At 56.2% G+C, this 20,427-nt stretch carries 19 protein-coding genes; 14 read left to right on the top strand and 5 right to left on the bottom strand.

From position 1 onward, the window contains the following. Window positions 1-42: 42 nt before the first annotated feature. The 4 genes from MUN80_RS11135 (at window position 43) to MUN80_RS11120 (ending at window position 4,607) form a co-directional block, all read left to right on the top strand. Window positions 43-1,611, top strand: a complete 1,569-nt coding sequence (locus tag MUN80_RS11135; protein ID WP_244723741.1) for an acyl-CoA carboxylase subunit beta — start codon at window positions 43-45, stop codon at window positions 1,609-1,611. A gap of 133 nt (window positions 1,612-1,744) precedes the next feature. After that, window positions 1,745-2,815, top strand: a complete 1,071-nt coding sequence (locus tag MUN80_RS11130) for a M42 family metallopeptidase (protein WP_244723739.1) — start codon at window positions 1,745-1,747, stop codon at window positions 2,813-2,815. A gap of 31 nt (window positions 2,816-2,846) precedes the next feature. After that, window positions 2,847-3,791 (top strand): glycosyltransferase family protein, encoded by a 945-nt coding sequence (locus MUN80_RS11125; protein ID WP_311136288.1) that lies wholly within the window; start codon window positions 2,847-2,849, stop codon window positions 3,789-3,791. A gap of 15 nt (window positions 3,792-3,806) precedes the next feature. After that, window positions 3,807-4,607: an ABC transporter substrate-binding protein gene (locus MUN80_RS11120; protein ID WP_311136287.1), complete on the top strand. Its 801-nt coding sequence runs from the start codon at window positions 3,807-3,809 to the stop codon at window positions 4,605-4,607. A gap of 1 nt (window position 4,608) precedes the next feature. Here MUN80_RS11120 and MUN80_RS11115 read toward each other — a convergent pair whose 3' ends face one another. Both MUN80_RS11115 and aroB read right to left on the bottom strand, forming a co-directional pair. Beyond that, the gene (locus tag MUN80_RS11115) at window positions 4,609-5,871 is read right to left on the bottom strand and encodes a 3-phosphoshikimate 1-carboxyvinyltransferase (RefSeq protein ID WP_244723737.1); all 1,263 of its coding nucleotides are present in this window, start codon (window positions 5,869-5,871) and stop codon (window positions 4,609-4,611) included. 42 nt (window positions 5,872-5,913) lie between these two features. Continuing rightward, window positions 5,914-6,960, bottom strand: a complete 1,047-nt coding sequence (gene aroB / locus MUN80_RS11110) for a 3-dehydroquinate synthase (RefSeq protein WP_244723734.1) — start codon at window positions 6,958-6,960, stop codon at window positions 5,914-5,916. Between the two features lie 119 nt (window positions 6,961-7,079). On the opposite strand from aroB, the gene MUN80_RS11105 reads away from it, so the two are divergent. Continuing rightward, window positions 7,080-7,517 carry a hypothetical protein gene (locus MUN80_RS11105; RefSeq protein WP_244723731.1) on the top strand — a complete coding sequence of 146 codons (438 nt, stop codon included), beginning with the start codon at window positions 7,080-7,082 and terminating at the stop codon, window positions 7,515-7,517. 8 nt (window positions 7,518-7,525) lie between these two features. Here the strand turns inward: MUN80_RS11105 and MUN80_RS11100 are convergent, their stop codons facing one another. Beyond that, on the bottom strand, window positions 7,526-8,623 hold the full coding sequence (locus tag MUN80_RS11100) for a bifunctional 3-deoxy-7-phosphoheptulonate synthase/chorismate mutase type II (RefSeq protein WP_244723729.1): 1,098 nt from the start codon (window positions 8,621-8,623) through the stop codon (window positions 7,526-7,528). A 175-nt stretch (window positions 8,624-8,798) separates the two neighbouring features. On the opposite strand from MUN80_RS11100, the gene MUN80_RS11095 reads away from it, so the two are divergent. From MUN80_RS11095 to lysS, 6 genes are all read left to right on the top strand, one after another. Next, window positions 8,799-9,989, top strand: a complete 1,191-nt coding sequence (locus tag MUN80_RS11095) for a proline dehydrogenase family protein (RefSeq protein ID WP_244723726.1) — start codon at window positions 8,799-8,801, stop codon at window positions 9,987-9,989. A gap of 114 nt (window positions 9,990-10,103) precedes the next feature. Beyond that, on the top strand, window positions 10,104-10,472 hold the full coding sequence (locus MUN80_RS11090; RefSeq protein ID WP_244723723.1) for a hypothetical protein: 369 nt from the start codon (window positions 10,104-10,106) through the stop codon (window positions 10,470-10,472). Window positions 10,473-10,668: 196 nt separating this feature from the next. Next, a complete protein-coding gene (locus MUN80_RS26105) occupies window positions 10,669-11,490 on the top strand; it encodes a hypothetical protein (protein ID WP_311136286.1) in 822 nt (273 codons plus the stop codon). A gap of 354 nt (window positions 11,491-11,844) precedes the next feature. After that, a complete protein-coding gene (locus tag MUN80_RS11080) occupies window positions 11,845-13,986 on the top strand; it encodes a carboxy terminal-processing peptidase (RefSeq protein ID WP_244723720.1) in 2,142 nt (713 codons plus the stop codon). Window positions 13,987-14,230: 244 nt separating this feature from the next. Next, a complete protein-coding gene (locus tag MUN80_RS11075; protein WP_244723717.1) occupies window positions 14,231-15,271 on the top strand; it encodes a hypothetical protein in 1,041 nt (346 codons plus the stop codon). Between the two features lie 278 nt (window positions 15,272-15,549). Further along, window positions 15,550-17,112, top strand: a complete 1,563-nt coding sequence (lysS, locus tag MUN80_RS11070) for a lysine--tRNA ligase (protein ID WP_244723714.1) — start codon at window positions 15,550-15,552, stop codon at window positions 17,110-17,112. A 980-nt stretch (window positions 17,113-18,092) separates the two neighbouring features. On the opposite strand, the gene MUN80_RS11065 is transcribed toward lysS, so the two are convergent. Then, window positions 18,093-18,476 carry a YtxH domain-containing protein gene (locus MUN80_RS11065; protein WP_244723712.1) on the bottom strand — a complete coding sequence of 128 codons (384 nt, stop codon included), beginning with the start codon at window positions 18,474-18,476 and terminating at the stop codon, window positions 18,093-18,095. 168 nt (window positions 18,477-18,644) lie between these two features. After that, the gene (locus MUN80_RS26100; protein WP_311136285.1) at window positions 18,645-19,079 is read right to left on the bottom strand and encodes a YtxH domain-containing protein; all 435 of its coding nucleotides are present in this window, start codon (window positions 19,077-19,079) and stop codon (window positions 18,645-18,647) included. A 253-nt stretch (window positions 19,080-19,332) separates the two neighbouring features. Between MUN80_RS26100 and MUN80_RS11050 the strand changes: the two genes are divergently transcribed. The 3 genes from MUN80_RS11050 (at window position 19,333) to MUN80_RS11040 (ending at window position 20,313) form a co-directional block, all read left to right on the top strand. Next, entirely contained in the window at window positions 19,333-19,578 is a 246-nt protein-coding gene (locus MUN80_RS11050) for a Kazal-type serine protease inhibitor domain-containing protein (RefSeq protein WP_244723709.1), read from the top strand. A 14-nt stretch (window positions 19,579-19,592) separates the two neighbouring features. Continuing rightward, window positions 19,593-19,961 (top strand): cupin domain-containing protein, encoded by a 369-nt coding sequence (locus MUN80_RS11045; protein ID WP_244723707.1) that lies wholly within the window; start codon window positions 19,593-19,595, stop codon window positions 19,959-19,961. Between the two features lie 82 nt (window positions 19,962-20,043). Beyond that, complete coding sequence (locus tag MUN80_RS11040) at window positions 20,044-20,313, top strand: Kazal-type serine protease inhibitor family protein (RefSeq protein WP_244723704.1); 270 nt, start codon at window positions 20,044-20,046, stop codon at window positions 20,311-20,313. Window positions 20,314-20,427 lie beyond the last annotated feature (114 nt).

The following is a 20,427-nucleotide window of genomic DNA, read 5'->3' as shown; positions in this document are numbered from 1 at the left end:
ACGTTACCTTTGATCCTATTACTCATCCCACCGCTTTCCTCAATGTCCGATCCGCACGCTGAAGCCCAACTAAGCAAATTCGAAATCCTCGACCGCAAAAACCAGGAGGCCCTGCTCGGCGGTGGCCAGGCCCGCATCGACGCCCAACATGCCAAAGGTAAGCTCACCGCTCGCGAACGGGTGGACCTCTTGCTAGATGAAGGCTCGTTTGAGGAAATTGGCAAGTTCGTCATGCACCGTTCCAAGGACTTCGGCCTAGACAAGGAGTACTACCTCGGCGACGGGGTTATTACGGGCTACGGCACCGTGAACGGCCGGCTGGTGTACGTCTTCTCCCAAGACTTCACGGTGTTTGGCGGCTCGCTGAGCGAAACCCACGCCGAGAAAATCGTGAAGATTATGGACTTGGCCATGAAGAACGGCGCGCCCGTTATCGGTCTGAATGACTCGGGTGGAGCCCGGATTCAGGAAGGCGTGGTAAGCCTGGGTGGCTACGCCGACATTTTCTACAAGAATACTCTGGCTTCGGGCGTCGTGCCCCAACTGTCAGCCATTATGGGCCCCTGCGCGGGCGGCGCGGTGTATTCGCCGGCCATTACGGACTTCATCCTGATGGTGGAAAACACGAGCTATATGTTCGTGACCGGTCCCAACGTGGTGAAGACGGTGACCCACGAGAACGTGACCAGCGAAGAGTTGGGTGGGGCCAGCACCCACTCGGCCAAGAGTGGCGTGACGCATTTTAGCTGCGCCAACGAGGTAGCCTGCATCAACCACCTCAAGGCCCTGCTGAGCTACATGCCCCAGAACTGCGAGGAAACGGCTCCGGCTCTGCCCTACGAAGCGCAAGGCGACGAGTCGCGCCCGGCCCTGGACAACATCATTCCCGAAAACCCCAACCAGCCTTACGACATCCGCGAGGTAATTGAGGGCATCATTGACGCCGACTCTTTCCTGGAAGTACACCAGAACTTTGCCGAGAACATCGTGGTGGGCTTTGCCCGCCTCGGCGGCCGTAGCATCGGCATTGTGGGCAACCAGCCCGCCGTGCTGGCCGGGGTACTCGACATCAACGCTTCGACCAAGGCCGCGCGGTTCGTGCGGTTTTGCGACTCGTTCAACATCCCGCTGCTGGTGCTGGAAGACGTGCCCGGCTTCTTGCCCGGCACCGACCAGGAGTGGCGCGGTATCATCACTAACGGAGCCAAGCTGCTGTACGCCTTCTGCGAAGCCACCGTGCCGCGCATCACCGTTATTACCCGCAAAGCTTACGGTGGGGCTTACGACGTGATGAACTCCAAGCACATCGGGGCCGATATGAACTACGCCTGGCCCACGGCCGAAATTGCGGTGATGGGAGCCAAGGGCGCGGCCGAAATCATTTTCAAGCGCGAAATTGCCCAGGCTGCCGACCCAGAGGCCAAGCTGCAGGAGAAGGTAGACGAGTATCAGCAGAAGTTTGCTACCCCCTACCGGGCGGCCCACCGCGGTTTTGTCGACGAAGTTATCCTGCCTTCGCAGACGCGCCAGAAGTTAATTCGGGCGTTTAAGATGCTGGAAAACAAGGTGGATGTGTTGCCCCGCAAGAAACATGGCAATATTCCCCTGTAGATTAAACCAATTTTAATCATAATATCGTAACTGCCCTGCCTGATACGTTTTAGCAAACGATGCTACGGCGGCTTCGGGCAGGTGCGGTTTTTATCTTCTCATCCGCTTACAACGCGGTTTGCCTTCACTGCTTATGCGTCAAGAAAGCTTTGATTTCCTTCAGCGCTACCTGAATAACGCCTCTCCTACCGGCTTCGAGAAAGAAGGCCAGAAACTGTGGCTCGACTACATTAAGCCCTACATCGACGAGTATTTCGTGGATACCTACGGTACCGTGGTGGGCGTCATCAATCCGGAAGCCCAGTACAAAGTCGTTATTGAGGCCCACGCCGACGAAATCAGCTATTTCGTTAACTACATCACCAAGGAAGGCTACTTGTATCTGCGCCGCAATGGAGGCTCGGATGCACTGGTTGCTCCGTCCAAGCGCGTGAACATCCACACCGACAAAGGCGTGGTGAAGGCAGTATTCGGCTGGCCGGCCATTCACGTGCGCAAAACCGACCAGGATAAAGCCCCGACTATCGAAACCATTTTCCTGGACTGCGGCGCCTCGTCGCAGAAGGAAGTAGAGGAAATGGGCATCCACGTCGGTTCAGTCGTGACCTTCGAGGACGAGTTCATGGTGATGAACGAAAAGTTCTACGTGGGCCGGGCCTTGGATAACCGCGTGGGTGGTTTCATGATTGCCGAAGTGGCCCGCATGCTCAAGGAAAACGGCAAAACCCTGCCTTTTGGCCTGTATATCGTGAATGCGGTGCAGGAGGAAATCGGGCTGCGCGGGGCCGAAATGGTAGCTCACCGCATCAATCCCAACGTGGCCATCATCACCGACGTGACCCACGATACTCAGTCGCCGATGTATGAGAAAAAGACGGCCGGCGACCTGCACTGCGGCAAAGGCCCCGTTATTACTTACGGCCCGGCGGTGCAGAACAACCTGCGGGACTTGATTATCAAAACGGCCCAGGAAACTGAAATTCCCTTCCAGCGCGCCGCCGCTACCCGCGCCACCGGCACCGACACCGATGCCTTTGCCTACTCCGGCGCCGGCGTGGCCTCAGCCCTGATTTCGCTGCCCCTAAAGTACATGCACACCACGGTGGAAACCGTGCACGCCGACGACGTGGACAACGTGACCAAGCTGATCTACGAGACGCTGCTGCGCATCGAGGACGGCCACGACTTCCGTTATTTCAGCTAGGCCTATCTTTGCACTTGTGCTGTGAAAACGCATGGCTGGCTTGCTTTCGGGCAACGCCGGCCATGCGTTTCTGTATCCTGCTTCTCTCCCCGATTTCTGCGCCATGAAAATTGCCGGCTTCACCATCGTCCGAAATGCGGTGCTCAACGACTACCCCGTAGTGGAGGCCATTGAGTCGATTCTGCCGGTGGTAGATGAAATGCTGGTCAGTATCGGCGACAGTGACGACGGCACCGAAGAACTTATTCGCTCGATAAACTCCCCTAAGCTGCGCATTGTGCACTCTACCTGGGACCCGGCCCTGCGCAAGGGTGGCGAGGTGCTGGCCGTGGAAACCAACAAGGCCTTCCGGCAGATTTCGCCCGACGCCGACTGGGCCTTCTACATTCAGGCCGACGAAGTGGTGCCCGAGCAGTACCACGCCGCCATCCGGGCCGCGGCCGAGCGGCACGTGGCCAATAAGCGCGTGGAGGGTTTGCTGTTCAAATACCTGCACTTCTACGGCACCTTCGACTACGTGGGCGACTCCCGTCGCTGGTACGGCCACGAGGTGCGCATTATCCGCAACGACCCTACTATTACCTCTTATAAGGATGCCCAGGGCTTCCGGCGCAACGGTGAAAAGCTGCGTGTAAAGCCCGCTGACGGCTTCGTGTACCACTACGGCTGGGTGAAAAATCCCAAGCAGATGCTGCAGAAGATGAAGCACATCAACCAGTTCTGGCACGGCGACAAACCGGCTGAAGAGCAGCCCCTGGCCACGGCCGACGTGTTCAACTTCGATGATTTCGACTCCCTGGAGAAGTTTACCGGCACCCACCCGAGCGTCATGCAGCGCCGCATTACCCGCTTGAACTGGCAAGTCGATATTGACGTGACCCAGAAGCGCTTTTCGTTGAAGAATAAGGTCCTATACTGGATTGAGAAAACGACCGGCAAGCGCCTGTTCGAGTTCAAGAACTATCAGCTGCTTTAACCCGCCGTACCACCCGTGGATCTTCCCTTCGTTCAGCCGCCGCTTACCGTCACCGACCAGATGAACCGGCGGGTGGCCGTACCATTTCCGCCCCAGCGCATTGTATCCTTGGTGCCCTCCCAAACGGAATTGCTGTTTGATCTAGGCCTCGGGAGCCGGGTCGTCGGCGTTACGAAGTTCTGCATCCATCCGGCCGAAGCCCGGCAGCGGACTACGGTCATTGGGGGTACTAAGAACTTCGACTTTGAGAAAATCGAGGCCCTGCAGCCCGACCTGATTATCGGCAACAAGGAGGAAAATTACCAGGCCGGCATCGAGCAGCTAGCTCAGAAATACCCGGTGTGGCTCAGTGACATCAGCAACCTGGACGAAGCCCTGGACATGATTCGTCGCGTGGGTCTGATTACGGGCCGGAAGTCGGCAGCCGACGCAATGGCCGATGAAATAGCTGGTTCTTTTGCTGCGCGGACCGTTTCGGACCCTCTTATTCCGGCTGCCTATTTTATTTGGCGCAAGCCTTATATGGTAGCAGCCAGCAATACTTTTATTGACACGATGCTGCCCCGGGCCGGTTTTCGCAACGTGTTTGCCGGCCTAAACCGCTACCCCGAAATAACGGCTGAGCAGTTGGCCGTGGCAGCTCCGGCGGTTATTCTGCTTTCGTCGGAGCCTTATCCTTTCGCCGAAAAGCACGTGGCCGAGTTCCAGACGATCTGTCCCTCGGCCACGGTGCGGATTGTTGATGGGGAGCTCTTCAGCTGGCACGGCAGCCGGCTGCGGCACTCCGCGGCGTATTTCGCCTCGTTGCGGGCCTAGCTTATTCCGCCGCCACTACCTCAAAGCCGGCTTTCTGCAGCTCTGACCAGAACTGCGGATACGACTTGCGCACGACGGATGGAGCCAGCACCGTGAGCGGTCCGCGCAGAGCCAGCGGGGCAAAAGCCATGGCCATACGGTGGTCATGGTAGGTTTCAATAGTCTGGCCTTCCACCCGGAACTTGGCTACCGGCACCCGGAACCGCTCGTTGCCTTCATCCACGAGGGAGCCGCCGAATTTGGCCAGCTCCGCTTGCAAGGCCGCAATCCGGTCGGTTTCCTTGATGCGCAAACTCTCCAGGCCCGTCAGCACCAGCGGCACGCCCAGGGCAGCGGCTACTACGGCCACGGTCTGGGCTAGGTCGGGGCAGTCGGTAAAATCCTGCTCCACACCTGCACTCACTGGCTGCTGGGTGAGCGTTACGCCGGTTTCGCCGAACGCTGTGGCTACGCCCAGTTGGTCCATGATGCCAACAATGGCTTGGTCGCCCTGCCAGGAATGGCGCCGCAAGCCTGGTAGCGTAATGCTGGAACCCTTCGGGCCCAGGGCCACCATAGCGTACCAGTAACTGGCTGCCGACCAGTCCGACTCGATGGTATAATCAGCGGTGTGGTAGGCCTGCGGGCGGACTTCAATTACCTCACCCAAATCCCGGCACTGGCCGCCGAAATGCTGCATCAACGACTGCGTCATGCGGATGTAGGGCCGGGAGCCGACCTTGCCGGTCAGGCGCAAGCGCAAGCCGGCGGGCAGTTGGTTACCGACCATCATCAAGGCCGAAATATACTGGCTGCTGATGTCGCCGCGGACACTCAGCTCGGCGGGTTCGTCGGCATTGAGCTCAGGGTTCCAGCCTTGCAGCTGCAGCGGCGGGTAGCCATCCTGCTCGGTGTAGCTGATGCTGGCTCCGAGTTGGCGCAAGGCCTCTACCAGTACCCCGATAGGCCGCTGCCGCATCCGGGCCGTGCCGGTGAGCAGCACCTGCCGCCCAGTGACGGCCAGATAAGCCGTCAGAAAGCGCATCACGGTGCCGGCGTCTTCGGCATTCAGCGTATCGGCGCTCAGCGGAGTGGCCAGCAGGCGCTGCATAAGCTCCGTGTCATTGGCGTCGGAGAGGTTGTCGAGCTGCCCGCCGCCGGCCAGGGCCCGGATAATCAGGGCGCGGTTGCTTTCACTTTTGGAAGCTGGGAGCTGGGCACTGCCGCTAAGTAGCCCGCCGGCCCACTGCAGCTGTACGGAAGAAGAAGTATCGATGAGTGACAAGAGTTTTAAGCCAAAAAAGAAACGAAGCCGCAAATTAGTCCACTACAGCCGATGATAATACCGCAGCGACTCGGCTATTTCCGCCAGCGTCACGGGCTGGTCGTACACGGCCTTGCCGATGCCCTGCAACAACGTGCAGTTGATAGTGGAGCCGCTGTTCTTCTTGTCTTGCAAAGCTAGTTGGGCAATGGCATCAGTTTCGAGGGTCACAAACTGGACTTTCTCGAACACGGAGAACAAGAAGGTTTCGATGCGGTCCAGTTCCGTTTCACTCAGTAGGCCTTTTTGCACCGACAACCAACTTTCGCAAATCATGCCGGCAGCTACGGCCTCGCCGTGCAGAATCTCGCGGCCCGACTGCAACAGCAGGTAGCTTTCCAGGGCGTGGCCCACCGTATGGCCGAAATTAAGCACCTTGCGTAGCCCCGATTCCAGGGGGTCGGCCTCGACAATCTGCTGCTTAGTAGCCACCGAATCCTGGATAATCGGGCTCCAATCCGTCACGAGCACGCCTTCCTGACGCTGGGTGGCAAAGGCCTCTGCATCGGCAATAAGCCAGTGCTTGACAACCTCGGCATAACCGGATTTGAGCTGCCGGTCATCCAGCGTGTGCAGAAACTGCGGGGCAATAAAAACGGCGGCAGGCTCCTGAAATACGCCAATCTGGTTTTTAAAGCCCTGAAAGTCGACACCGGTTTTACCACCCACGCTAGCGTCTACCTGGGCCAGCAGCGTAGTCGGGACTTGGATAAAGCGAATGCCGCGCTTGTACGTAGCAGCACAGAAACCGCCCAAATCGGTAACTACTCCCCCACCGAGGTTGACGACCACAGCATACCGGTCGGCCGATTTTTCCGTGAGCTGACTCCAAACCATGTCGCAGCTTGCCAAGGTCTTGTACTCCTCCCCCGCCGGAATTTCAATCAGGGTGTGTGCGGGCAGCACAGGCTCCAGTATGGGGTAGCAATGGCGCACCGTGTTGCTGTCTACTACCACAAAAACCTGGCTTACAGCCTTGCTTTGCAGCATTTGGGCTAGCTCAGTCAGGGACTGCGGACCAATCACAACCGCACTGTTCAAATTTTTCATTGTTAAGCAAAAATTAATCCGAGCAAATCCGCGGATTAAGCCAAAATAAAATTAATTTGGTGCAAATATTAGTTAGTATTTGCATTAGAGGGGGAAGGTAACAACAACTTTACTACCGCATGAAAACACGCTACTCTACTTGGCTTTATTCTTTTGCCTTGCTGGCCTTCGGCTCAGCTTGCAGCCGCGACTCGGTGCCTACCATGGAAGATCAACTGGTGGGGCGCTGGGAGTGGGTGCAGACGGCCAGCCCTACACTGGCCACTCCTGCCTCTACCGGCCATACTGTGGAAGTGGAATTTGACCGGCGGGGCCGGGCGCGGTTCTTCCAGGATGGGGCTATGATTGGCGCAGCGCGGTTCCGCTTGAAAGCGGTGGGCAATGGCTTGCGCAAAAGCAAGAACATGATTATCTACCGCGGCTACCGCAGCCAGCAGTTTTACACCGTCAGTGGCAACAGGCTCATTCTCCAGGATTCCGAAAACAGCCGGGGCGGCAACGTCTATTATAAAGGCAAGCGCGGTACCCATTACGCGGAAGTGGCCGGCAAGCCCTAAATAGCGGCCTAGTCCGGGCGTTGCAGGATTTGGGTTTGCTTGCGGATGCTTTCCAGGTGAATCAGCTTGTAGAGCTCGGCCACAAACTTATCATTGACGTGCAGCTTATCGGCCCACTGCAGCCGGGACGTAAAGATTTCATTCCAGCGGTCCAGCTGCAGAATCTTGACGTTATTCTCCTTCTTGTATTCGGCTAACTCCTCCACCAGCGACATACGCCGGGCCAGGGCTTCAATAATCTCGCGGTCGGCCACGTCCATTTTTTGGCGTAGCTCCTCGGCCTTATTGAGGTAGTCGGCATTGTCGCTGGAGCGGTAGCGGTATTTAAGCTCCGAGAGAATCTCACCCAGGCGCTGAGGCGTCACCTGTTGCTCAGCGTCGCTCCAGGCGTGGTCCGGGTCGGGGTGGGTTTCAATCATCAACCCATCGTAATCCAGATCCAGGGCTTTCTGGGCGATGGGCAACAGCAAGTCGCGCTTGCCCCCGATGTGGCTGGGGTCACAGATCAGCGGCAGGTGCGGAAAGCGGGTTTTGAGCTCAATGGCCAGCTGCCAGGTCGGGGCGTTACGGTAGCGTGAGGGTGAAAACGTGCTGAAGCCGCGGTGAATGGCCGCCAGTTGGGTAATACCCGCCCGCTCCAGGCGCTCCAGTGCCCCGGCCCAGAGCGCTACATCCGGATTAACCGGATTTTTTACCATCACCGGTACCTGGGTACCGGTCAGTGCGTCGGCTAGCTCCTGTACGGCAAATGGATTGACCGTCGTGCGGGCCCCAATCCAGAGCACGTCTACGCCGTAGGCCAGGGCGTCTTCCACGTGCCGGGGTGTAGCAACCTCTACTGTTACGGGCAGGCCTACCTCTTCTTTTACCCGGCGCAACCAGTTCAGCCCGCCTACTCCGACTCCCTCAAACGAGCCCGGCCGGGTACGGGGCTTCCAAATTCCAGCCCGAAACAAGTCGATTTTACCTAGCGCCTTCAGGTCACGGGCGGTAGTCAGCACCTGTTCTTCGGTTTCGGCGCTGCAGGGCCCCGCTATTAGCAGCGGCTGCTCTTTGGCGGCCAGTAACCGGGTGAAAAAGGTCTGGGAAGTAGTTGCGCTTTCCATAGATGGAGTAAAAGAGAAAAAAGAAGCGGAACCGCTCCGCTTGAGCCCGCCGTGGCAATGGCCGGAAAAAGGCTGGGCAATAGGGTAACTATGCGGCCCGAAACGATGTTTAACGGCTATCTTCGTCCCGCCAAACCGGCCTCTCCTATTAGCCCGCCCAAAGCTAGCCACCTGCATGCCAGTAACCCAATCTCCGCCCATTTCCTTTACCGACACGGCCGTAGCCTTCGCTTCCAAATCGGACCTTGAGCTGCGCAAGATGTACGCCCTGTTCGCCGCCATGAACAATAATACCCTGGTCAAGACCGGGGGTGGGCTGATGAAAACGGCCCTAAAATGGAATCTGCCGGTAAAGTTTCTGATCAAGAAAACCATCTTCGAGCAGTTCTGCGGCGGCGAAACCATCCGGGAATGCCTGCCGGTTATTGAGGAGCTGGGCCGCTACAACATCGGCACTATCCTCGACTACTCCGTGGAAGGTGAAGGCAACGACAAGAGCTTCGACCAAACCCGGGACGAAATTCTGGCTACTATTGACTTGGCCCACCGCTCTACCCACATTCCTTTTTCAGTTTTTAAAGTGACGGGCGTAGCTGATAGTGCCCTGCTGGAAAAGGTGCAGAGTGGCAAAACCCTCACCGCCGCCGAGCAAGCAAACTACGACCGGGCCAAAGCCCGCGTAGACGCCATCTGCGCCCGCGCCCACCAGTATGGCGTCCGCGTTTTTGTTGATGCTGAGGAAAGCTGGTTCCAGGATACCATTGATAATTTGGCCTACGAGATGATGGCCAAGTACAACCGCGAGTCGGCCATCGTCTGGAACACCTACCAGCTGTATCGCCACGACCGGCTGGAGGCCATTCAGCACGCTTACACCGCGGCGGTGCAGGGTAATTACTACCTGGGCGGCAAGCTGGTGCGCGGGGCCTATATGGAGAAGGAAGGCCGCGTGGCCAACCAGCGGGGCTACCGGAACCCGATTAACCCCACCAAAGAAGCTACCGACCAGCTGTATGATGATGCTCTGCGCTACTGCGTAACCCACGCCGACCGGATCAGCATCTGCGCTGGCACGCACAATGAGGCCAGCTCTCTGCTGCTGACCGAGCTTATGCATGAGGCCAATCTGCGCCCCGGCGACCCGCGCATTTGGTTTGCCCAGCTCTATGGCATGAGCGACAACCTCACCTACAATCTAGCCAATGCCGGCTACAATACGGCCAAATATGTACCCTACGGTCCTGTTGAGTCGGTGATGCCCTACTTGCTGCGGCGCGCCGATGAGAACACAGCTATTGCGGGCCAGAGCAGCCGCGAGTTTCTGCTAATTCAAAAAGAAATAACCCGCCGCAAGGCTCAGAAATAGGATTTTCCCTTCGCGGCACAGTTTTGGCTAGCGGCGGCCCACACTTCAGAAATGTTAATTCTGGGGTGTGGGCCTTTTTTGTTACTTTCAACACCCATTTCGCTCCCTACCCAAATGATCGGCCGAGTTCGTAGCCATTTAATCCGTTTTGCCCGCCATCAGGTAGGCACCACCAGCTACCTCAATCTGGTACAAGAAGCCGAGCTAGGCTTCAATCTGGATATTTCCCATGAGAAAGCCCGCTTGAACGAGCTACTGGCCGAGATTTCGGAAAATGAATACCAAGCCGGCCGACCTATTTTGAGTTGCCTGGTAAAAGTAGAGGGCTCCAAAGGCCAAGGCGACAACTTTTATAAGCTCTGCGAACGACTTGGCCTGGGCGAATGGCGCACGCTAAAGCAAGACCCGGAATTCCTCAAGACGATGCGGCGGGAATGCCGCGCCTTCTGGCTGGAGCCGGCTAATTACGAGCAATTTGCCTAGAAACGCTGTTATAGCGCCCTAGAGTAGCGTTTGATAAAAAAATGGGTGAGGGTACTTGACTGATAACAGTTTTTTTGTAACCCCTCGTGGAAGGCTCACGTTAAGAACCCCGAAGCTGAAGCACATGCTACTTTCCGGTAGCGTTTCATGCAACGACTTCTTTCCTATTCCTTTCCCCACTCAACAACCTACTCTAATGAACACCAACGATTCGAACAACCCGCAGAATACCGGTACTGGCTCAGGCGCTAACTATGGTACTACCAACACGGGTACCGGTTTTGGCAATAGCTCTAGCTCGAGCAACGAAGGCACGAGCTATAACGCTGGTACGGGTGCAAGCTCCTCTAACGTTGGCGGCGACGACTATAGCGCAACGGCCAAAGGTGCCGCAATTGCTGGCACGCCTGGTGCCGTAGTAGGTCGTGGCATTGATGCCGTACAAAATGCTGGCGATGAAGCAGCCCACGCTGTAACTGGCCAGCCTTATCAGAATACCTCGGGCCCCAGCATGCTGACGAGCTCGTTCCGTGACCGTGACAGCGCCGAGCGTGCTTACCAGTCGCTTTCCTCGCGTGGCTACGGCAAAGACGATGTAAACGTGCTGATGTCGGACGAAACCCGCAAGACGCACTTCGGTGACAACACCGCTCATACCGACCTCGGCGATAAAGCTATGGAAGGTGCCGGCGTTGGTTCGGCCATCGGTGGCACGGCTGGTGCTATCATTGGCGCTATTGCTGCCATTGGTACTTCAGTAGCTCTGCCCGGCCTGGGCCTTGTAATTGCTGGTCCTATTGCCGCTGCTCTGGCTGGCGCTGGTGCCGGTGGTCTGACGGGTGGCCTGGTAGGTGCACTGGTAGGCTCGGGCATTCCCGAAGAGCATGCTGCTGAATACGAAAGCGACATCAAAAACGGTGGTATCGTGATGGGCGTGAAGCCCCGTAACGCCGAAGATGCTCAGTACTTCGAAGACGAATTCCGTCGCAGCAACGGCGACCGGGTACGTCGCTACTAAGCTTCTGGGTACGCCCTCAAGCCTGTTTTAAAAAAGGCCTCCTACCTCGGTAGGGGGCCTTTTTATTTTACTCTTACGCCAACTTTTTCTTGGCATGCCTTCGTATATCTTAAGGCCAACAAACCAAACAAGTGCATTGCTACGCTGGTTGAAATCCTGGGATATTGGTACACACAATAGGCAGGCGAGTAGTGCAACCCTCGGGGTAAAATCTCACCCTTAGCGATGAAAGTATAGCGTGGGCACTTATTATAGTTGTCCCTGCGTTTTGAGTTAAAGCCGCCGGTTTGACGGGTTCGTATGTTCGGAACGGCTTTTGTTTACATTTGATTTTTCCATCTCATTCTGATTTCCATGTCTTCCCCCCGACTGAAAATAGGCCTGTATGCCTCGTTGGTGCTGGCAGTCTTCGTGCTGGCTTCCTATAAGCTATATCGGCGTAATGATGCTAGCCCGCCCCAAAAGGATGAGGTGCTGATCAAAGCTATGCTCCAGGGGCTTAGTGCTGCCCACTACCAGCCCGAAAAGGTTGACGACAACTTTTCCAAACGGGTATTTGACCTGTACCTGAAGCGCCTCGACTACAACAAGAAGTTTCTCTTGCAGTCGGATGTCGCTCAGCTGCGCAAATACCAGAACGATATTGATGACCAGGTACGCCGGGGCACCCACGAGTTTCTGGACCTGAGCACCAAGCTCATGGAACAGCGCACCAAGGATATTCAAGCCCTCTACCGCGACATCCTGGCTAAGCCGTTCGACTTCACGAAGGAGGAGTCGTTTGAGACGGAAGCCGATAAAATGGTTTTTGCGGCCGACGCGGCTGCTCAGCGCGAAGAATGGCGCAAATATCTGAAGTACCAGACCCTGATTCGGGTGTCGGAAATGATGGACGAGCAAAAAAAGAAGAAGGATAAGCCATTGGCTTCCACTTCCGTGCAGCCCTCGGCCGCCACTACCTCGGAGCCCACGCGTACTCCCGCCGAAATGGAGGCTGAAGCCCGCAAGCGGGTGCTTAAGTACTTCGACGAGCAGTTCAAGGACATGGCCCAGACCGATGCCAATGAGCGGCTGGCCGTGTATGCTAATACCATTGCCAATACTTACGACCCTCATACCGAGTACTTTGCTCCCCGCGACAAAGAAAGCTTCGACGTAGCCATGACCGGCCGCTTCGAAGGTATTGGGGCCTCGCTGCAGGAAAAAGACGGTCAGATCAAAGTGTCGGACGTTATTCCGGGTTCGGCCTCGTACCGCCAGGGTGAGCTGAAGGCTGGTGACATTATCCTGCGTGTGGCGCAGGGTGCGGCCGAGCCGGTTTCGGTAGAAGGCTTGCGCCTAGACAAAGCCGTAGCGCTGATTAAAGGCAAGAAGGGCACAGAAGTACGTCTGACGGTGAAAAAGCCTGATGCCAGCACCAAGATTATTTCCATCATCCGCGACGTGGTGGTGCTGAAAGAAACCTACGCTCAGTCGGCTACCATTCAGGAGAATGGCAAAAAAATCGGCTATCTCCGCCTGCCTACATTCTACGCCGACTTCAATGACAACGGTGGCCGTAGCTCGGCTGAGGACGTGAAGAAGGAACTGGAAAAGCTGCGTCAGGAAAATGTGGACGGCATCGTGTTTGATCTGCGCTCCAACGGCGGCGGCTCCTTGCAAGACGCTGTGGAAATGGCTGGTCTTTTCGTAGAGAGCGGCCCCGTAGTGCAGGTTCGTTCGCCCCAGGGAGCCCCTAGTATCCTTAACGACCGGGACCCACGCGTACAGTATAGCGGCCCTCTAGTAGTGCTTGTAAACAAGTTTAGTGCTTCGGCTTCTGAGATTTTGGCCGCTGCGATGCAAGACTACAAGCGCGGCGTGATTATGGGTGCCAGCACGTATGGCAAAGGCACGGTGCAGCGCATCTTCGACCTCGATGATATGCTGGGTGACTTCAGCAGTCTGAAGCCCTTCGGCTCGCTGAAGCTAACGACCCAGAAGTTTTACCGCATTAATGGTGGCTCAACGCAGTTCAAGGGGGTAGTACCCGATATTGCGCTGCCAGATGCGTACAGCTACCTCGACCAGGGCGAAAAGGAATCGGATTACCCGCTGAAGTGGGATGAAATCACGCCGGCTCGCTACAAGGCCTGGAATGCAGCTCCGGCTGTTGACAAGCTGCGCACGGCTAGCCAAGCCCGCGTAGCTAGTAGCCCGAGCTTCAAGCTGATGAATGAAATGGTGCAGCGCATGCGCAAGCGTAAGGACGACACGATGGTGTCGCTGAAGCTCACCGCGTTCCGCGCTGAACAGGAGCAGGCCAAAGCTGAGTCAGAAAAGTACGAAGCCGTACAGAAAGCCGCTCAGCCCCTGGCCATTGCTCCCTTAGCTGTGGACATGCGGCAACTGGGCTCTGATACGGTAGAAGTAAACCGTGCTGGCCGCTTCACCAAGAACCTGAAGAACGATATTACCCTACGCGAAGCCGTAGCAGTAATCAAAGACCAGCTGTAAGTTTCAGCTTATCTGCCCGAAGAAGCCTCTGCGTCAGTGACGTGGAGGCTTCTTTTTTTGCTCATTTTTAGCAAGCCAATATATTTAGTAAATAGACTCTAAAAACGATGACCATTAATTCCATAGAGACACATATTTATTTAGACACAAGTTATTGATTACCAACGAAATTAACACTCATTGCAAATTGCGAAAAAAATTAGTAAATATGCAACTCATACGAGCCCCTAGCTGTTTACTTAGCATGACAACGACAACTGAGAACAACATCCTTCCGCTCATCACCGATGAGCAAAAGCAAGCCGAAGAAACCTGGCGCAAGTCTATTCCGGCCCAGGTGTTTCTCAACTACTTCTTTGCCATCAACTATCATATTCAGGAGAATGATGACGCAACGGGTGGCTTGCAGCACCTCCCCTTCTTCCGGGCTCACCAAGCGGAGCTGACGGAAGCCGATATCCAAGCTGTCGGGAAGCTGTTGCAGGCTTGCTGGAGCACGGAATATGCCCTGCGCGCCACGGCCGAGTTGGGTGACGAAGAGTATCTGCGCAATGCCCTGCACTGGACGTTCCCCCAGGCGTATCATACCATCCTGTCGGGTTTGCAAGCTTTCCTGTACACGGCCGGCGTACGGTCCAACAATCCTTCGCTGATTCGGCGCGAGGTGGGCCGCTTGGTAGTGCGTAATGCTTACCCACGTCCGGTGTCGTTCTATGCCGCCGGTGCTTATGGCGACTTTAGCATTCACCGCCTGCCACTGGCGGGCTACAAGCCTGGCTTGCACATTGCAGGCAAGGAAATCGAGGCGCAAGCCCAGATTGGGCAGTTCCTGCGTACGACCCGTAAGATGAAGGCCCAGATTACCCGCCAGCAGGTGCAAGCCAACCCTAACACGGCCATTCGCAGCCAGAAGACCGGCAAGGTGCTCGACAAGTGGACGGCTTCGCACTGGCAGCAGATTACCTGGCGCCTGGGCTATACCACCATCTTCGACCTACTGGGCCGCCTGCGTATTTCGCAGACCAGCCGCGAGATTGAGCGCTACGTGGAAGCCGAGATTGACTTTAAGCTTTTCCACCAGTCGCTGCTCAACATCGTGAGTTACCTCAACGGCATTCACGAGAGCTACATTGCCAAAGCCATGGGCTTGGAGCGCTACCAGCAGTTGGTTAAGGAGTTGCCCAAGCACTTGCAGAACAACTTCGTCGTAGAGCGTCTGCACACCCGCATCGAGCCCCTGCTCACGGGTCAGGAGCCGCAGCAGCCGATGGGCATTGCGGCCTAAGCGACAATTCCTCGCCATTGTGCCTTACTACATATAGACCTAAGCGCCATTCCCCTGGGATGGCGCTTTTTGTTTGTGTCTACCCCTCTTAAAAAAAGAACGCCATTCTGAGCCCGCGAGGAACCTTGCGTGCCGATGTTGTAATGGCATTTAGATTACCATGGTATGGGAGATGTCTCCTGCTGGTCGCCATGACGTTCTTTTGGACAGGCTGATGTAACAAACTGTTATAATCTAGGTTTCAGACTACCTTTGCAGGCTTATAAACGACCATTCTCATGCAGCACCTCAGCGAACAGGAACAGATACGCCGCCAGAAGCTGGAGGAACTCCAAAAGCTCGGCATTGAGCCGTATCCGTCCGAGCTATTCGATGTCAACTTCTATGCCCAGGAAATCCTCGACAACTACCACCCCGAGCTTAATAACTTCCAGGAAGTAAGCCTGGCGGGCCGGCTGATGTCGGTGCGGGTGAAGGGCAAGGCCTCGTTTGCCGAGCTGCAGGACGCCTCGGGCCGCATTCAGCTCTACATCAACCGGGACGAAATCTGCCCCGGCGAAGACAAGGAGCTGTACAACACCGTGTTCAAGAAACTGCTCGACTTGGGTGACTTTATCGGGGTGAAAGGCCACGTGTTTAAGACCATGGTGGGTGAAACCTCCGTGCACGTAACGGGCCTGACGGTGCTCAGCAAAAGCCTGCGCCCCCTTCCCGTGGTACGTCGGGTGGTAGATGAAGCTACTGGCAAAGAAACTATTTACGACGCCTTTACCGACCCCGAGGCCCGCTACCGGCAGCGCTACGTGGATTTGGTGGTGAACCCGCACGTGCGCGACGCTTTCATTAAGCGGACCCAGCTGGTGCAGGCCATGCGCAACTACCTCAACGACAAAGGCTACCTCGAAGTCGAAACCCCGATCCTGCAGCCCCTCTACGGTGGTGCCGCCGCCCGCCCCTTCAAGACCCACCACAACACGCTGGACATGACGCTGTATCTGCGCATTGCCAACGAGCTGTACCTCAAGCGTCTCATCGTGGGCGGCTTCGATGGGGTCTATGAATTCTCGAAGGATTTTCGCAACGAGGGCATGAGCCGCTTCCACAACCCGGAGTTCACCCAGATGGAGCTCTACGTAGCCTACAAGGACTACTACTGGATGATGGACCTGGTGGAGGAAATGGTGGAGCGCGTAGCCTTAGCCTTGCACGGCAAAACCGAAGTGAAAGTGGGCGAGAACCTCATCAACTTTCAGCGTCCCTGGAAACGCTTCACCATGGCTGAGTCCATTGAGCACTTCACTGGCTTTAACATCGATGGCAAGAGCGAGGACGAGCTGCGGGCCGCGGCCAAGGAGCTCAAAGTGGGCCTCGACCCGAGCATGGGTAAAGCCAAAATCATCGACGAAATTTTCGGGGAGCACGTGGAGCCCAAGCTGATTCAGCCCACGTTTATCACCGACTACCCCGTGGAAATGTCGCCGCTGGCCAAGAAGCACCGCTCGAAGCCGGGTTTGGTGGAGCGTTTCGAGGCTATTTGCAACGGCAAGGAAATCTGCAACGCCTTCTCGGAGCTGAACGACCCCATCGACCAGCGGCAGCGCTTCGAAGACCAGCTGGAGCTGGGTAAGCGTGGCGACACCGAGGCTATGGTGCTCGACGAGGACTTCCTGCGGGCCCTGGAGTATGGCATGCCACCCACGGCCGGCCTGGGCATCGGCATCGACCGCCTCTCGATGATTATGACCAACTCCAACTCGATTCAGGACGTGTTGTTCTTTCCCCAGATGAAGCCCGAGTATAGCAAGTCGGAAAACGCGCCCAAGCCGGAAGGCGGCGAGTAACGCGCCAGACCTTTTGTGGGCCACCCGAGAAACTTCGGAAGGCTTACGACACTTGTCCCGGACTACCCGAGAAACCTCGGATGGTCCGGGACACTTGTTTTTGGCCACCCAAGAAACCTCGGGTGCTCCGCGACAACCTCCGCGGAGCACCCGAAAAACCTAGGATGGCCCGCGACAATTGTAGTAGGCCAGTCGAGAAAATTAGGATGCCCCACGACAAGTGTAGTGGGCCACCAGAGAAACTTCGGGTGGTCCAGAACGCCTGGGGCAGCCTAACGAAGAATCCTGCGGAGTTCCCACTGGCTGGGTACCTGGGTGGGGCCTAAACGTCGAAAAGCCTCCTGCGTAATGTCGCAGGAGGCTTTTCTTTTGATAACTAACCTATTGATGTCTTAACGGGATTCCTAAAAGAAGCTTACCGACAGTTCTGTACGATTTTGCTACCGGAGGTTTTGAATTTCTAGTAGAAGCTCTACAGCGGGCAATTTTGCTTTCAAGACATCCCAACTTCGTATAAGTCGGTTATGTTAGCTTTAACGGGAGCAGGGAAGTAAGGTTACGGACGGACCGAAAAAATATTTCAAATCGGCCCGTCCGCCTACTCTAGGCCGTTTTTTTCTAAACACAAGGATATCCTACCCCGAAAGCCGCCGGTACCTAACGCCGGAATTGGTGGTAGCTCCTGCCGCAGCCCGAGGGCGGGGCACCAGCCTGCGCAAACCTCCTGAAAATCGAAAAGCCTCCCGCGTAAAATCGCGGGAGGCTTTTCTTTGATACAACTTACTTACCCTTCCAATCGGGGCACGATAAAGAAATGTGCGATAGGCTAGTCTGATTTTGCTAGGGGTACTTAAACCGTTACCACTAGAAGCTCCTACTGCCGGCAATTTTGCTTTATCAGCTTCTCCGACCTTCTTTCAAGCTCGTTGTATTGTCTTTAACGGGGCCGCTACCACAAGGTTACAAACCGCCGAAAAAAATTACAGCGACTTGCCGTACTCGCTCGTCCCTGAGGCTTCCGGGTTGATAGTTTCCTCGGTAGCGCCAGGCGTGTTGGCGGCCGTCGTGGCGTGGGAGCTGGCCCCCGTGCCGGTGTCCTGGCTCATGGAGCTAAGCACGTCGTCGGCAGCACTGCGGCTTTCCTGGGTAGCATCGGTGGCAGCATCAGCGGGCTTGGCGAGCTGGATGTTGGCCAAGGTATCTTTGAGCAGCTTGCCCAGGTCGTCGGTCCACTTGGAAGCCGACTTCTTCAGGCCGGTGCGGGTTTCCTCGCCGGTTTCGGGGGCCAGCAGCAAGCCGGCTACTACTCCCGCGGTGGCGCCGGCCAGCAGGGAGAGAATTACTTTACCATTGTTGTCTTTCATACAAAACTGATACTAGGCAGTGAAAAGGTAGGGTCTGAGGTGTGGTACGGCGCCTAGCGGGCAGCCGTGAAAATCTAAACGCGGATATATACCGAAGGTTTTACGAAAAACGGCCTTGCTCCGCAGTTGGAGCAAGGCCGTTTCGAGGGAGCGAAAGCCGCAAGTGGCTTACAGGTCGTTCAGCAGTTTCGTGATTTCACGCTTGCCTTTGCCCAGCTTGCTCTGCAGACGGCCTACGAGCTCGTCGCCTTTGCCTTCGGTGTACTCCAGGTCTTCGTCGGTCAGCTGAGCGTACTGCTGCTTCAGCTTACCTTTCGACTCGTTCCAGTCACCTTTCAGGTTCAGGCTGCTGCCTACGCCGGTGATGCCCAGATCTTCGAGCTTTTCTACGTAGCCTTTGAATTTGGAATCCAGCTCTTCACCATATTTCGAGAGCTGCTCGCCCAGCGTGCCGCTGTATTTGGTAGCTGCGCTACGCAGGTTTTCGCGGGTTGCTTTGCCTTTATCGGGAGCCATCAGCAAACCAGCAATGATACCGGCGCCAGCGCCAGCCAGAGCAGCCAAAAGGATTTTACCCGAGTTGTCTTCTTCGTGATACGACATGGTGTTAGGGAGAATGGGGTGAACAATTGAACAGTGGTTGGTCGGACTAGTTCGTGCGGGTTAGGCAGTCGGGCAGGGGCGGCATACGGAAAGTAAGCTCAGCCGCTCTGGGGCCAGTCTGCCTGCCTATACGAAGGCCGGCCACCGGGGTTATAGGCGCAAGCTAAAAATAGTCAAAGTAAAATATCTACTCTCCTACCCCATATTTGCAGCTTCCTCGTTTCAGGTACTGTTCTCATCTTATTTTTTCGTCATGTTCCGATTTGCCGCAGCCACAGGGCTGTTTTTCTCTTTGCTAGCCTGCAACCGCACCACGCCCACGGCCAGCACGCCGGCCTGTATTGATCCGGCCAAAGTGCGCACTGATGCCGTGTGTACCATGCAGTACGACCCCGTGTGCGGCTGCGACGGCAAAACCTACTCTAATGCCTGCGTGGCCACCAATGCCGGCGTTACGTCCTTTACCAAGGGCGAGTGCCCGGCCGCTACCACCAAATAACCTTTCTCCTGACTATGGCTGAAAAACGGTATTTCCGGCAGCAAAACCCCTTCCGGGTTCCCACCACCGACGGCAAGCTCATCGAAGAACACATTGGGCTAGCCAGCACCCAAACGGGCACCTACAGCGTGGCCCACATGGTGGCCCCGCCCCAGTGGAGTGAGCCCCACCAGAACCCGCAGTTCGATGAAATTACCATCGTGGTGCGGGGCCGCAAGCGGTTCGAAGTGGATGGCGACACAATAGAGCTGGGCGCCGGCGAGTCGTTGCTGATTAAGGCTGGGGCCCGGGTGCGCTACTCTAACCCCTTCGAGGCCGAGTGCGAATACTGGTCGATTTGCGTGCCGGCCTTTTCGATGGACACGGTGCACCGGGAGGAATAGTGGGCTATCAGGAGCGGTGGAATGCAACCTATAAGCTGGCTATAGGCTCCGGCTTATACACCATCTATTTTAGCTTCAGCCGATGAAACGTTCTTTACTGCTTTTAAGCCTGGTGGCCAGCTTGGTTAGCGCTTGTCAACCGACGGAAGTGTCGCCCAAAATGCCTGAGCCCACCATTTGCCTGATTGGACCCGACTGTGTTGATTCAACCAAGATAAAAGCCCGGCCCTGCACCAAGGAGTACGAGCCTTTGTGTGGCTGCAACGGCAAGACCTACTCCAACAAGTGCGAGGCAGAAAACGCGGGAGTACAATTATATACGAAAGGCCCCTGCCCCACTACGAACAACTAGCCCGAGCTCAGGTAGCCTCACTAGGAAGCTCAACTGCCAGCGGCAGTTGAGCTTCCTGCTGTTAATGCCGCCTTTCACTGCGACAACAAACTCCTGCTTCTGCCTATATTACAG

This window comes from Hymenobacter cellulosivorans (genome assembly GCF_022919135.1).
Taxonomy (GTDB): Bacteria; Bacteroidota; Bacteroidia; order Cytophagales; family Hymenobacteraceae; genus Hymenobacter; species Hymenobacter cellulosivorans.
The sequence above is the reverse complement of the archived record's forward strand: the minus strand, read 5'-3'. Positions and strand labels throughout refer to the sequence as shown.